Source organism: Streptomyces sp. NPDC012508, from assembly GCF_042902595.1.
Classification (GTDB): domain Bacteria; phylum Actinomycetota; class Actinomycetes; order Streptomycetales; family Streptomycetaceae; genus Streptomyces.
Genome location: NZ_JBIBEO010000001.1, coordinates 373,113 through 386,824, shown reverse-complemented (window position 1 = coordinate 386,824; position 13,712 = coordinate 373,113). Strand labels below are relative to the sequence as shown.

At 72.2% G+C, this 13,712-nt stretch carries 12 protein-coding genes and 1 pseudogene; 10 read left to right on the top strand and 3 right to left on the bottom strand.

From position 1 onward, the window contains the following. Nucleotides 1–46 precede the first annotated feature (46 nt). Nucleotides 47–2,152 (bottom strand): MMPL family transporter, encoded by a 2,106-nt coding sequence (locus ACFY8U_RS01520; protein ID WP_389564167.1) that lies wholly within the window; start codon nt 2,150–2,152, stop codon nt 47–49. Nucleotides 2,153–2,343: 191 nt separating this feature from the next. Further along, a complete protein-coding gene (locus tag ACFY8U_RS01515) occupies nt 2,344–2,838 on the bottom strand; it encodes a MarR family winged helix-turn-helix transcriptional regulator (protein WP_389564164.1) in 495 nt (164 codons plus the stop codon). Between the two features lie 133 nt (nt 2,839–2,971). Between ACFY8U_RS01515 and ACFY8U_RS01510 the strand changes: the two genes are divergently transcribed. Together ACFY8U_RS01510 and ACFY8U_RS01505 are read left to right on the top strand one after the other, a co-directional pair. Further along, the gene (locus tag ACFY8U_RS01510) at nt 2,972–4,555 is read left to right on the top strand and encodes an SDR family oxidoreductase (RefSeq protein ID WP_389564161.1); all 1,584 of its coding nucleotides are present in this window, start codon (nt 2,972–2,974) and stop codon (nt 4,553–4,555) included. Nucleotides 4,556–4,803: 248 nt separating this feature from the next. After that, nucleotides 4,804–5,211 (top strand): STAS domain-containing protein, encoded by a 408-nt coding sequence (locus ACFY8U_RS01505; protein ID WP_389564159.1) that lies wholly within the window; start codon nt 4,804–4,806, stop codon nt 5,209–5,211. 62 nt (nt 5,212–5,273) lie between these two features. On the opposite strand, the gene ACFY8U_RS01500 is transcribed toward ACFY8U_RS01505, so the two are convergent. Further along, on the bottom strand, nt 5,274–8,261 hold the full coding sequence (locus ACFY8U_RS01500; protein ID WP_389564157.1) for a carbohydrate binding domain-containing protein: 2,988 nt from the start codon (nt 8,259–8,261) through the stop codon (nt 5,274–5,276). Nucleotides 8,262–8,470: 209 nt separating this feature from the next. Here ACFY8U_RS01500 and ACFY8U_RS01495 point away from each other — a divergent pair, with 209 nt between their 5' ends. From ACFY8U_RS01495 to ACFY8U_RS01460, 8 genes and pseudogenes are all read left to right on the top strand, one after another. Then, nucleotides 8,471–8,821, top strand: coding sequence for a hypothetical protein (locus ACFY8U_RS01495; protein ID WP_389564154.1), 351 nt, complete (start codon nt 8,471–8,473; stop codon nt 8,819–8,821). Nucleotides 8,822–9,014: 193 nt separating this feature from the next. Then, the gene (gene nadE / locus ACFY8U_RS01490) at nt 9,015–9,845 is read left to right on the top strand and encodes an ammonia-dependent NAD(+) synthetase (protein ID WP_361431631.1); all 831 of its coding nucleotides are present in this window, start codon (nt 9,015–9,017) and stop codon (nt 9,843–9,845) included. Nucleotides 9,846–9,958: 113 nt separating this feature from the next. Continuing rightward, nucleotides 9,959–10,345, top strand: coding sequence for a VOC family protein (locus ACFY8U_RS01485; protein WP_389564151.1), 387 nt, complete (start codon nt 9,959–9,961; stop codon nt 10,343–10,345). 189 nt (nt 10,346–10,534) lie between these two features. Then, nucleotides 10,535–10,792 (top strand): DUF6381 family protein, encoded by a 258-nt coding sequence (locus ACFY8U_RS01480; protein WP_389564148.1) that lies wholly within the window; start codon nt 10,535–10,537, stop codon nt 10,790–10,792. A gap of 9 nt (nt 10,793–10,801) precedes the next feature. Next, nucleotides 10,802–11,251 (top strand): hypothetical protein, encoded by a 450-nt coding sequence (locus tag ACFY8U_RS01475; RefSeq protein WP_389564146.1) that lies wholly within the window; start codon nt 10,802–10,804, stop codon nt 11,249–11,251. 134 nt (nt 11,252–11,385) lie between these two features. Beyond that, nucleotides 11,386–12,065, top strand: a pseudogene (locus ACFY8U_RS01470) (ABC transporter permease). Next, entirely contained in the window at nt 12,062–12,736 is a 675-nt protein-coding gene (locus tag ACFY8U_RS01465; RefSeq protein ID WP_389564144.1) for an ABC transporter permease, read from the top strand. Before ACFY8U_RS01470 ends, ACFY8U_RS01465 begins: the two are co-directional and overlap by 4 nt. 26 nt (nt 12,737–12,762) lie before the next feature. Further along, on the top strand, nt 12,763–13,710 hold the full coding sequence (locus ACFY8U_RS01460; RefSeq protein ID WP_389566092.1) for an ABC transporter substrate-binding protein: 948 nt from the start codon (nt 12,763–12,765) through the stop codon (nt 13,708–13,710). Nucleotides 13,711–13,712: the final 2 nt, after the last annotated feature.

Genomic DNA, 13,712 nt, shown 5'->3' with positions numbered 1-13,712 from the left:
CGTAAGGACGCGCCGCCCGGCTCCCGGAGCCGGGCGGCGCGTGCCCTCAGGCGGCGGGGGAGTCCGGTTCCGGGCGCCGGCTGAGCGCGCCCGGCCACCAGGCCGTCCGGCCGAGATCCCGTACGAGCGCCGGGACCAGCAGCGACCGTACGACCAGCGTGTCCAGCAGGACGCCGAACGCGACGATGAAGGCGATCTGCACCAGGAACGCGAGCGGAATGACGCCCAGGGCCGCGAACGTGGCGGCCAGGACGACACCGGCGGAGGTGATGACCCCGCCGGTCGCGGTCAGCCCGCGCAGCACGCCCTCGCGCACCCCGTGGCGCAGCGACTCCTCCCGTACCCGGGACATCAGGAAGATGTTGTAGTCCACGCCGAGGGCGACGAGGAACACGAATCCGTACAGCGGAACGGACGAGTCCGTGCCCGTGAAGCCGAAGACGTGCTCGAAGACCAGGGCCGATACCCCGAGCGTGGCCACGAAGTTGAGGGCCACCGTGGCGACCAGCAGCAGCGGCAGCAGCAGGGAGCGGAGCAGACCGACCAGGATGACCAGGATGATGGCGAGCACCACCGGCACGATGAGCATCCGGTCGCGTTCGGCGGTCCGCTGGGTGTCGTACCGCTGCGCGGTGTAGCCGCCGACCAGGGCCTCCGCCCCCGGAACCGCGTGCACGGCCGTACGGAGCCGGGCGACGGTGTCCTTGGCCGCGTCGCTGTCGGCCGCGTCGGCCAGGGTGACGTCGACGCGGACCCGTCCGTCGACGACCAGGGGCGCGCCGGCCCCGGGGCGTCCGGAGGCCGTTACCGCGGTGGCGGAGTCCACGCCCTCGACACCCTCGGCCGCCAGGGTCACCTCGGCCAGGGCGCCCGCCTCGGCGATCACGACGGCGGGGTTGCCCGCCCCGCCGGGGAAGTGACGGCCCAGGGTCTGCTGCGCGGCGACGGAGGGGGCGTCGTTCACGAAGATCTCGTCGAGCGGAACACCCCTGGAGTCGAGGGCCGGGGCGAAGGCGGCGCACGCGAGCAGACCGGCGAGGGTCGCCGCCCACACCTTGCGCGGAGCACGGTCCACCAGTGCGGCCACCCGGCGCCAGACGCCGTGGCCGCCGCCCTCGGTCTCCGAGGACCGCGGCTTGGCGGGCCAGTACGCGGCGCGCCCGAGGAGGACGAGGACGGCCGGCAGGAAGGTCAGGGCGCTGAGTACGGCGCAGACGATGCCGATGGCGCCCACCGGTCCGAGGGCCCGGTTGTTGGTCAGATCGCTGAAGAGCAGCGCGAGCAGGCCGAGCGCCACGGTGGCCGCGCTGGCCGTGATGGGCCCGACCGACTGGCGCAGCGCGGCGCGCATGGCCGGGACGCGGTCCCTTTCGTGGCGGGCGAGCTCCTCCCGGTAGCGGACGGCCAGGAGCAGCGCGTAGTCGGTGGCCGCGCCGATCACCAGGATCGACAGGATGCCCTGGACCTGGCCGTCCACGCGCAGGACGTCGTGGTCGGCGAGCACGTAGACGACGGCACAGGCGAGTCCGAGCGAGAACACCGCGCCGAGGATGATCACCAGGGGCAGCAGGACGCTGCGGTAGACGAGCAGCAGGATGAGCAGCACCGTCACGAGGGCGACCGCGAGGAGCAGTCCGTCGATGCCGGCGAAGGCGTCCGACAGATCGGCCTGGGTGGCCGCGGGACCGGCGAGCCAGACCGTGGTCCCGGGCACCGTGGAAGCCGCCCGGTCGATCGCGCCGAGCGTGGGGGCCAGCTCCTCACCGAGATCGGGGCGGAGCTGGACGACACCGCGCAGCGCCTCCCCGTCCTCGGAGGGCAGGGCCGGGGACGGCGTCCCGACGACACCGGGCACCCCGGTGAGCGTGGCCAGCGCGCGGGTCGCCGCGGACCGCTGTCCGGCATCGATCGGGCTGCCGCCGGGGGCGGTCCAGACGACGAGCGCGGGGAGCGTCTCGTCCTGTCGGAACGCGCGCTGGGCCTCGATCACCCGGGTGGACTCGGCGCTGCGCGGGAGGAAGGCGGCCTGGTCGTTGGTGGCGACCTCGCCCAGCTTCCCGGCGTACGGACCGAGCCCGCCGCCGACGGCGAGCCAGACGACGAGCAGGACGAGGGGCAGCAGACGGCCGGCCCATCGTGTGGGGCTGGACATACGGACTCCAGGCGGGTAGCTCACGGAAGTATCTCAACAGAAAAGAATCTCAATGATTGAGAGAGATTGAACCATGCGCGTACGGACGTGGGGACAGGGGGCACGTGAGGATAGGGAGACGCCCCGCTCGGACGCCTCTTCCGGCGCGCGGCCCCTCACGGATGCACCCGTGAGGGCGACACCCGTCCGGGTCAGCGCCTCGGTACGCGCAGCTCGCCGAGCTCCTCGTTGAGCGCGCTCAGGAACCGCAGGGCGACGGCCAGCTCGTCCGCGTCGAACCGGCCCCGGGCCCGCTCGGCGGCCTGGGCCAGCGGCATGAAGTGGCTGCGCGCGGCGGCCTTCGCCCCCTCGACGTAATGCACGTGGACGACCCTGCGGTCCGCGCTCTCACGGGAGCGGCGGATGTGCCCGGCCCGCTCGAGCCGGTCCAGGCAGGCGGTGACCGCCCCCGAGGTCAGCCCCAGATGCTCACGCAGACGGCCGGGGGTCAGCGGCTCCGGGCTGTCGAGGACGACGGAGAGGGCCTGCACGTCCGTGGGATGCAGACCCTGCGCGAGTGCGAAACCGTGGACCAGACGGTTGATCTCTCCGTTCGTCCGCCGCAGCGCGACGGCGAAACTCTGCAGATCGCCGGGTGTGCTCTCGGGCGCGGCGCCACCGGTCTCGGACTCTTCTGTGCTGGCCACACGATCAGCCTATAGATACCCGTCCGCGCATCCGCGGCGACCGCGCTCAGGGAAGAGACCGACGAAGGCCCCGGTCGGCGGCGGAGCGCGACACGGGTACGTGTTCTCCCCGACAGCGGAACGGAGCAGCTCCATGACGGACGCACAAGGGCACGGGACCCAGGGGCTGCGGTGCCTCGTCACCGGCGCCACCGGCTACATCGGCGGCCGCCTGGTCCCCGAACTCCTGAAGGCCGGACACCGGGTCCGCTGCCTGGCCCGAACCCCCGCGAAACTGCGCGACCAGCCCTGGTCCGACGACGTGGAGGTCGTACGCGGTGACGTCACCGACGCCGAGACCCTCGCCCCCGCCCTCCAGGACATCGACGTCGCCTATTACCTGGTGCACGCCCTGGGCGGCGGCCACGACTTCGAACGCACCGACCGGCTCGCCGCCCGGACCTTCGCCGAACAGGCCCGCGCGGCCGGGGTCCGCCGCATCGTCTACCTCGGCGGACTCACCCCCCGTGACGTACCCGCCGAGTCGCTGTCCCCGCACCTGCGCTCCCGGGCCGAGGTCGGGCGCATCCTCCTGGAGTCGGGTGTCCCCACCACCGTGCTCCGCGCCGCGGTCATCATCGGCTCCGGCTCGGCCTCCTTCGAGATCCTCCGCTATCTGACCGAGCGTCTGCCGGTGATGGTCACCCCGAGCTGGGTGCGCACCCGGATCCAGCCCATCGCCGTCCGGGACGTTCTGCGCTATCTGGTCGGCAGCGCCCGTATGCCCGAGGACGTCTGCCGTGCCTTCGACATCGGCGGTCCCGACGTCCTCACCTACCTCGGCATGATGCGCCGCTACGCCGCCGTCGCCGGGCTCTCCCGGCGGCTCATCGTCCCCGTGCCGGTTCTGACGCCCCGCCTGTCCAGCCACTGGATCGGCCTGGTCACCCCGGTGCCGCGGTCCATCGCCCGCCCGCTCGCGGAGTCGCTCAAATACGAGGTCGTCTGCGACGAGCACGACATCGCCGACTGGGTACCGGACCCGCCCGGCACCCCCGTCCCCTTCGACCGGGCGCTCGACCTCGCGCTGCAGCGGGTCCGCGACGCCCAGGTCGTCACCCGCTGGTCCTCCGCGTCCGTGCCCGGAGCGCCCAGTGATCCACTGCCCACGGACCCCGACTGGGCGGGCGGCAGCCTCTACACCGACGTGCGCGAACTCGCCGTCGACGCGTCACCGGAGGCGCTGTGGCGGGTCGTCGAGGGAATCGGCGGCGAGAACGGCTGGTACTCCTTCCCGCTCGCCTGGGCCGTCCGCGGCTGGTTCGACCGGCTCGTCGGCGGCGTCGGGCTGCGCCGCGGCCGGCGCGATGCCACGCGCCTGAGGGTCGGCGACTCGCTGGACTTCTGGCGGGTGGAGGAGATCGAGCGCGGCCGGCTGCTGCGCCTGCGCGCCGAGATGCGGCTCCCGGGACTCGCCTGGCTGGAGATGTGCGCCGAGAGCGACGGCGAGCGGGGGAGCCGCTACCGCCAGCGGGCGCTGTTCCACCCCCGGGGCCTTGCCGGTCACGCCTACTGGTGGAGCGTCTCGCCGTTCCACGCCGTCGTGTTCGGCGGCATGGCCCGCAACATCGCGCAGAAGGCGGAGGCGAGCGAGGGCTCCGGCCGAGCCGACGGCGACCCGTCGGGCGCGCCCCTGGGCCGCACCCCGCCCGGCACCGAGGCCGACCGCGGACGGTGAGGCGTGGGGCAAGGGTGAGAGCGAGAGTGAAGGTGAAGTCGAGGGTGAGGGTGAGGGTGAAGCCGAGGGGCCCCGGTCGTGGCGCTCCCCGACGGTCCCGCCCGCTTCCGGCGGGCCCGGGGCCGGAGTGACACGAGCCCGTCCCGAGGTGCTCGGTGTCCCCCGTAAGTGGATCACTGATGCCTGGTGGGGTGACCGGACGGCGTGCCACGTTCTCCGGAGCGTGCCCGAGGGCCGTTGATGGGTATGTGAGTACCGCGAGCACCGCACCGATACTGACCGAGACGCACCGGCCTCCCGTGCCCGACCCGGGCGCGGACACCGCGCCCGGGGGCATAGTCGTCCACTCCTGTGAGCGCGTCGGCCCCGTGACCCTCCTCGTCCGGCTGACCGGAGAGATCGACCACTACAGCGCCGCACCCCTGCGGGCGATACTCGTCTCCGCGGCCGCGGACGGCTGTACCGACCTGATCCTCGACGCCTCCCGGGTCACGTTCTGCGACTCCGGCCTCCTCGGCGTCCTGGACCAGTGGTCCCGGCTGGGCCGCCGGTACCGCATCGACGCGCCACCGCCCGTCGTCCTCAGGCTGCTGCGGGTCGCCGCCGGCACGCTGGCCCCCCGGCTGCCCGGCACAAGGGCCGGCGGAAGGCGGTGACGGAGCGGGCCGCGGCGTCCACGCCGCGGCCCGCCCGCATCTCGACCCTCCCTCTGGGGCCGCTACTTCAGGTAGGGCCCCGCGGTGCCGATCCGGCCGGGCCCGTTCAGGACGTACACCCGCAGGTTGCCCTTCCCCGGCGCCGCGACGCTCAGGGTGCCGTTGCCGACGACCCGCTGGTCACCGGTGACGGCGTCCGTGTAGGTGCCGTTCGGGACGCCGGTGAAGGTGGCCCCGCCGCTGACCGTGACGAGCGCGAAGCTGTCGGTCGTGCCGCTGGTGTAGCGGCGCTTGTACGCCATCGAGCCGCTGACGCCCTCGGTGGAGTACTGACCCATCTGGAGCGCCGGGATCGCCCGGCGGATCTGGTTGAGCCGCTGGACGTGCCGGACCAGCGGCTGGGCGAGGGTCTGGGCGACCGCTCCGCTCGCCGACTCGACGGTGGAGAAGCCGGAGGCCTTCACGTCCCCGGCGAGATGGTCGCCGAAGTAGGCGCGGCCCGTGGTCGCCAGCGGGCAGGTGGGCCCGCAGTCGATCTTCTTGCCCTTCTGGAACTCGATCTCGGAGCCGTAGTACAGCGTCGGGATGCCGCGGAAGGTCCACATCAGCGACATGTTCTCCGCCCAGGCGTCCGTGCCGCCGGCGTAGCGCTCGCTGCTCTTGTTGGGCCCGTAGTCGTGGCTGTCGACGTACACGACGTTGTAGGTGGCGTCGTTGTAGCTGTCGTCGGAGTCCTTGCCGTTGCCGAAGGCGTTCTGCGCGTCACCGAAGTTCATGTGCATGCGCATGTCGATGACGTGCATCCCGGAGAACCTGCTGTGGTCCGGCGTGTGGTAGCTGTTGCCGTTCAGGAACGCGTTGTTCGACGTGGGCTGGGTCGCCGTACCCTGCTGCTGCTCGTAGTCGTACATCTCCAGGGCGGCCCTGGTGTCGTCGGCGTCGTACTCCCTGCGCTCCTTCCAGGTGTAGAACTGGGCGGAGTGGTTGACCGAGCCGCGGTTCCACTTGTCGTTGACGAAGGCGGCGACCTCGCCGAAGACGAAGAAGTTCTTCGCTGCCTCCGCCCCGAACTTCTGGGCGACCCGCTCCTGGATGGCGGGCAGGAAGCGCCGGTTCCAGGTGGTGCGCGGGATGTGGACGGCGGTGTCGACGCGGAAGCCGTCGACCCCCATGTCGATGTACTTGTTGTAGGCGCCGATCAGGTAGTTCTGCACGGGCGCCGACTCGGTGTCGAAGTCGGCCAGATCGTCGTGCAGCCAGCAGGAACGGGAGTCCTCGCCCTCCCAGTTGCCGATCCAGCAGTTGTGGTAGAGCGACTTCGGGAACATGCCCGACGTGGGGTTCGGCCACTGGCAGTTGTAGATCCGGTAGCCCTCGGGGGAGGTGAACTGGGTCGGGGTGCCCCAGTTGACGCAGGTGTTGCCGGCCGGCGCGGCCGTCGACCACAGATCGCCGTTGTAGTACGACTTCCCGGACTTCGGCTCCACGGTCAGTCCGTCGTACTCGAAGGAGGAGTTCGGCTCGTCGTAGTACCAGCTCCACTGGCTGTCGCGGACGCCGTACGCCTTGGGGGTGAACAGGCCCTTGGCGCCCCAGCGGGAGGAGTGGTTGTAGACGACGTCCTGGTAGATCTTCATGCCCTTGGCGTGGGCCGCGTTGATCAGGTCCTGGTACGAGGCGCCGGCCGACTCCAGACGGGCGTCGACCTTGTAGAAGTCGTACCCGTGGTACCCGTGGTAGTCGTAGTCGGACCGGTTGAGCACCACGGGGGTGATCCAGACGGCCGAGAAGCCGAGCCCCTTGATGTAGTCGAGCTTGTTCACCAGCCCCTTGAAGTCACCCCGGAACATGGGATCGCCGTTGGCCGCGTTCCCCGACTTCGTGTGCTGGCTGCCGCCCCGGTTGTTCGAGCTGTCGCCGTCGTTGAAGCGGGCGGTCAGGACGAAGTAGATCGGGTCCTTGCGCGGATCGGTTCCGAGCGGGCGGCTCGGGTCGGGGGCGGGCGGCGCCGTGCCGGTGGTCGCCCGCACGGGGGCGGAGGAGGCGGAGGCGTTGCCGGCGGCGTCGAGGGCCCGGACGGTGTAGGTGTAGGCGGTGTTCTCCGCCAGGTTCGTGTCGGAGAGGACGGTGGAGCCGACGTCGGTGACCGTCGTGCCGCCCGTACCGCCGGTACGGGTCACCTGATAGCCCGTCACCCCCTGGTTGTCGGTCGCGGGTTCCCAGGTCAGGACGACGGACGTGCCGTCGGCGCTCGCGGCGACCCCGGCGGGCACGCTGGGCGCCTGGGTGTCGGGAACCTCGGCGGCGCACGGATTCGCGGCATGAGCGGTGACGACCCTGTCCTTGACGGTCGTCGTGCCGGCGGAGAGGGCGTAGTTCGCGCCGTTGTTGTTGTCCCAGACGCCGTTGCCGTTGTTGAAGACGGCGCTCCAGGTGGTGGCGGTACCGAGGTCGACGGTCCGCTTCCACCAGCCGGTACAGGCGGCCTCCATGCCGATGCCCGGGGCGGTGGTCCAGGCGCCGCCGGAGCGGGCGTAGTGCAGGTTGGCGGTGGTCCAGCCGAGCGCGGCCGTGGAGTAGTAGACCGTGGCCTGGTTGCCGGGCCCGGGCTCGCCCGGGCCGTCGGCGCACGGGTCGGAGTGGGCGACCACGCCGTCCTTGACCGTGATCGTGCCGGTGCCGAGGTCGTAGTTCTGTCCGCCGTTGTTGTCCCAGGTGCCGGTGCCGTTGTTGAAGGTGGCCTGGAGTCCCTCGGCGGAGCCCAGGGCGACCGTCTTCTTCACCCAGTCCGTGCAGGCCGCCTCCATCGCCACGCCGGGGACGGCGGTCCAGGCGCCCCCGTCGGGGGCGTAGTGGAGGTTGTACGCCGACCAGTTCTTGGTCTTCGTGTAGTAGAAGACGGTCGCCGTGCTCTCCGCCGCCGCGACGGGCACCGAGGGCACGGCGGCCGGGCCCGCCGGCGGAGTGGCGGAGAGCAGCCCTAGCAGACAGGCGGCGGCCACGGCCGCCGCCGGGGCGCGGCCGAAGCGCAGAAAGGGGGTGCGTCGCATGCGTCTCTTCTCCGGAGCAGGGCCACGGCGGGGCGGCCGCGGCGGGCGCTGAAAAGTTGGCCTGAAACTTGCTGCAAGCGCTTGCGAGAGCGAAAGTTACCTGTGCATGACATGGCCGTAAAGAGTCGTGACGGGATCCGTCGCGTGCGGAGTCGAACTCGTTCGGGGGCGGGGTCGTGCGAGGCTTGAACGTGTTCAATAATGTGGCCATGAGCTCCCCCCGCCCTCGTACCTGGGCCCTGTGCGCAGCCGTCCTCTACGTCGGGACGGTGGCCGTCCTCGTCCTCGTCGACGTCCTCGCCGACGGCTCCCCGGGCGACTCGGCGGCGCCGTACGTCCTGGCCTTCCCCGGCTCGGCAGTGGCGGCCGTGGGCCTGTACCTGGCGTCGGCACCCTTCGACTCCGGCGAACCGTCCGCCGACTCGGCGTCCGCCCTCGGGGCGCCGGTGTTCGGTGCGGCCGGAGCGCTCGTCAACGTCCTGCTGCTCTGGGTGGCGGTGAGCTTCGCCCGCGTCTTCGTCCGCGAGTGCCGGGCGGCCCGAAGGGCGCGCCGCGCCTGAGGCCCGAGTCCGCCCGCGCGGGAGTCCGCCGCACGCGCGCGAGTCCGGCCGCGGCATCCGGTCGGGACGGGCCCGCGCAGCATGTCGCGGGCGCTTCCGCATAGAGTCGGACGCGGCGAGGGAATCCGTGCCCGACCGGCGTACCGGGCCCGCGCCCGTCCCCGTACCGTCGCACCACCCCGAGGAGCACTCCGTGACCGACGCGGCGTCCACCGCCCTGCAGCAGCAGATCGCCCGGGAACTCGAGGTGTCGCCGACCTTCGATCCGCTCGTCGAGATCGAACGCCGTGTCGCCTTCCTGGCCGAGCGCCTCACCTCCACCGGGCTGCGCAGCCTGGTCCTCGGGATCAGCGGCGGCGTGGACTCCACGACCGCGGGCCGGCTCTGCCAGCTCGCCGTGGAACGGGCCCGCGCGGCCGGCCACGACGCCACCTTCTACGCCATGCGCCTGCCCTACGGTGTCCAGGCCGACGAGAAGGACGCCCAGCTCGCCCTGGGCTTCATCGCCGCCGACCGGGTCCTGACCGTCGACGTCAAGGCGTCGAGCGACGCCGCGCTGGACGCCTGCCTGGCCGGCGGGGTGACCTTCCGGGACGCCCACCACCAGGACTTCGTCCAGGGCAACATCAAGGCCCGGCAGCGCATGATCGCGCAGTACGCCGTCGCGGGCGCCCACGACGGCCTCGTGGTCGGCACCGACCACGCGGCGGAGGCGGTCTCCGGCTTCTTCACCAAGTACGGCGACGGCGCGGCCGACGTCGTCCCGCTGACCGGCCTGACCAAGCGTCGCGTACGCGCCTGCGCCGAGGCCCTCGGCGCCCCGGCCGAGCTGGTGTGGAAGACCCCGACGGCCGACCTGGAGACCCTCGACCCGGGCAAGCCCGACGAGGACGCGCTCGGCGTCACCTACGACGACATCGACGACTTCCTCGAGGGCAAGCCGGTCGCGGAGGCCGCGTTCGCCTCGATCGTCCGCCGCTACGAGCTGACCGACCACAAGCGCCGGCTGCCGATCGCTCCCTGAGGGTGACGGGCGGAGACCATCCGGACGTCAGCCCGCGTGGCGGGCGTCCGGTCGGTGGTCCGCTGGGTGTGCCCTCGGAGATCCCGAACGGCACACGCGAAGGAGACAACGGCATGTTCGGACAGTCGAAGGCGTTCAGCGGCTTCTCGGTCGACGACATGGACAAGGCTCACCAGTTCTACGGCGACACCCTCGGCCTCCAGGTGGAGGAGTCGGGTGACGGGCCCATGCGCATGCTGACCATCAAGCTGGGGAGCGGCGCGAACGTCTTCGTCTACCCCAAGGACGACCACACGCCCGCGTCCTTCACGATCCTGAACTTCCCCGTCGACGACATCGAGGTGGCCGTCGACGAGCTGGAGAAGCGGGGCGTGACCCTCAAGCGCTACCCCGAGTTCGAGCACGACGGCAAGGGTGTCGTCAGGGGCCCCGAGGGGCCGACCGCGATCGCGTGGTTCACCGATCCGGCGGGCAACGTCCTGTCCGTCATCCAGGAGTAGCGAGCCGTACGGCGACGGCCCGGACCCCCGAGCGGGGGCCGGGCCGTCGCCGTCCGCCTCCGGTGTCAGCAGGCGGGCCGGGCGCCGTCGCTCTCCACCCCTCGGCGTCGGCCGGCTCGTGGCGTCGGCGCGCGGGCGCCGGGTTTCCCCCGTGGTCGTGCGGGAAGCCGCAGGCCGAGGAGGTGCGCCATGTCCGGACGCGACAGCAGGGGGCCCGAGGACGGGGGGCGGGAGAGCAGGAGGGAAGGCGAGGCCGCGCACGCCCACGCCCAGTACCAGCGGGACAAGGCGGAGAATCTTCTCCAGCGGGCACGGCGGAGCGCCGACCCCGAGGAGGCCGCCCGGCTGCGGGAGCAGGGCGAGCAGCTCAAGGAGCGCAGCGAACAGGCCCTGCGCGAGGAGCACGAACCCTGGCCCGACGATCTTCATGAGCGGTACCCCGGCTAGGGTCGGTGGATGGGCTTCTTCGACCGACTCACCGGCACCAGACACCCCGAAGCCGGCATCGCCCCGCGCTCCACCGAGGACGTCCGGGCCGCGCTGCTCGGGATCAACGCCCCGGGCGTGCCCTATGTGGTGCGGCACGCCACCGCCGCCGAGCGCGCCGACCTGGTGGCCGAGTGGCGGGTCCCGGAGCTGCGGCTGACCTTGCGGACCCGGATGCGGTTCGTCCCGGCCGAGCGCGTGGTGCGCGCCCTCGACGAACAGTGGGACGCGCGGGAACGTGAGTACGGCCGCGGGCACGCGACCCGGGTGGCGCGGGAGTGGACGTACGAGCGCGGGCCCGACGGCCGTCGGCGCCGGGTCGAGACGCTCCGCTTCGACTCCCGGGACATGAAGGACCCCTTGCGGAACGCGGTCCTCGGCGCCGGCTGGACATGGCGGGGAGTCACCTTCCGGCTGTGACCGCCGCCGGCGGCCGCCCACGGAAGCATCCGGGGCGTCCGCGGGGCGTCCGCGGGTCGTCGCCCGGCCCGCACGCCCCGCCCGAACGGCCCGCCCGGAGTGCGCTGCTCCGGGCCGCCGCCTGCAATGGGGGGATGACCGGGCCTCCCGACGACTGCCTCGCGCGCAACGAGTGGATCTGCGGCGCCTATCTCACCTCCCGGAGCGAGATCCTCGGCGACGCGGTCCTCCAGCATCTGCAACTGACCGTCGTCTCCGTCGCCCTCGGTCTGCTGCTCGCCGTGCCCCTCGCCGTCGCCGCCCGCCGCTGGCGCGGGGCCGCCGGCCCCGTCCTCGGGGTCACCACGATCCTGTACACGATCCCGTCCCTCGCGATGTTCTCGCTGCTCCTGCCCCTCTACGGGCTGAGCGCCGCACTGGTCATCGCCGGGCTCGTGCTCTACTCGCTCACCCTGCTCGTGCGCAACATCCTGGCCGGCCTCCGCGCCGTACCCGAGGACACCCGGCAGGCCGCGCGCGGCATGGGCTACGGGCCTGTCCGGCTGCTGCTCACCGTCGAGCTGCCGCTCGCGCTCCCCGCCTCGATGGCCGGGCTGCGCATCGCACCGTCTCGGCGGTCTCCCTCGTCACCATCGGGGCGATCGTCGGCCACGGCGGTCTCGGCAACCTCATCTACTCCGGGATGAACACCTACTTCAAGGCGCAGGTCCTCACCGCCTCCGTCCTCTGTGTGATCATCGCGGTCGTCGCCGACCTGCTGCTGCTCGGCGCGCAGCGGCTGCTCACGCCCTGGGCCCGGAGGCAGGCCGCGTGAACACCCTCTCCGCCACCTGGGACTGGCTCACCAGCGCCGCCAACTGGTCCGGCGACAACGGGATCTGGCACCGCCTCGCCGAGCACCTCTTCCTGACGGCCGTCTGCCTCGCGCTGAGCTGCGCGATCGCGCTCCCCGTCGCGCTGGTCCTCGGCCACCTCGGCAAGGGCGGCGCCCTCGCCGTCAACCTCTCCAACGTCGGCCGCGCCGTGCCCACCTTCGCCGTCCTCGTCCTGCTGCTGCTCAGTCCGATCGGTTCGTACGGGGAGTGGCCCACGATCATCGCGCTCGTCCTGTTCGCCGTCCCGCCCCTGCTCACCAACGCGTACGTCGGCATGCGCGGCGTCGACGCCGACGTCGTCCGCGCCGCGCGGGGGATGGGGATGACCGGCCGGCAGATGCTCTTCGGAGTGGAACTGCCGCTGGCGCTCCCGCTGATCCTCACCGGTGTCCGTATCGCCGCCGTGCAGCTCGTGGCGACCGCGACCGTCGCCGCGCTCGCGGGCGGCGGGGGCCTCGGCCGGATCATCACCGCCGGGTTCAACCTCGCCTCGACCCCTCAGGTCGTCGCGGGCGCGGTCCTCGTCGCCCTCTTCGCGCTGGTGGTCGAGGGCGTCTTCGAAGGTGCGCAGCGCCTCGCCCCGGCCTGGGCGCGGGGGAGCGCGGCATGAGGCGGCGGAGTGTCGCGGCGGGTGCGATGGCGGTCGCGCTGGCCCTGTCCGCGCCGACTGCCCTCACCGGCTGTGCCACCGGCCCCTCGCTCGAGAACCAGGGTGAGGTCACCGCCCCGCCCGGCGACAGCCAGGACCTCACCATCGGCTCCGCGGGCTTCACCGAGAGCGATCTGCTGGCCCAGATGTACGCGCTGCTCCTCGAAGACGCCGGGTACGGCACGAAGATCCTCTCGGTGACCAACCGTGAGATCTACGAGCCGGCCCTGGAGAGCGGTCAGATCGACGTCGTACCGGAGTACGCGGCCACCTTCGCGGACTGGCTGAACGCCAAGGCCCACGGGCCAGACGCGCCGACCGTCGGCTCGCCCGACCTGGCCGCCACGATGACGGCCCTGCGCGGGCTCGCCGGACCGCGCGGCCTGACGGTCCTCGACGCGGGCCGGGCCGTCGACCAGAACGCCTTCGCCGTCACGCGCGCGTACGCCGCCCAGCACAGGCTGAAGACCCTGAGCGACGTCGGCGCGGCGAAGCTTCCCGTACGGCTCGCGGCGGGCGACGAGTGCGTCCAGCGGCCGTACTGCGCGCCCGGTCTGAGGGAGACGTACGGCATCGACGTCACCGGCGTCGACCCGAAGGGCGTGGGCACCACACAGGCCAAGCAGGCGGTGCAGAGCGGGGAGGACCAGATGGTCCTGACGACGACGACCGACGCCACGCTCGACGAGTTCGGCCTGGTGCTGCTAGCCGACGACAAACACCTCCAGAACGCCGATCACATCGTCCCCGTGGTCAACCGCGCCCGGGCCGGCGGCGAGCGCGTCACCGCCGCGCTGGGGCGGCTCAACACGGTGCTGACCACGGCCGATCTGGCGAACATGAACGAGCAGGTGGACAGCTGGCGCCGCCTTCCGGAGGACGTCGCGCGGACGTACCTCCAGGAGAAGAAGCTCATCCCCGCCGGCTCGGGCTGACG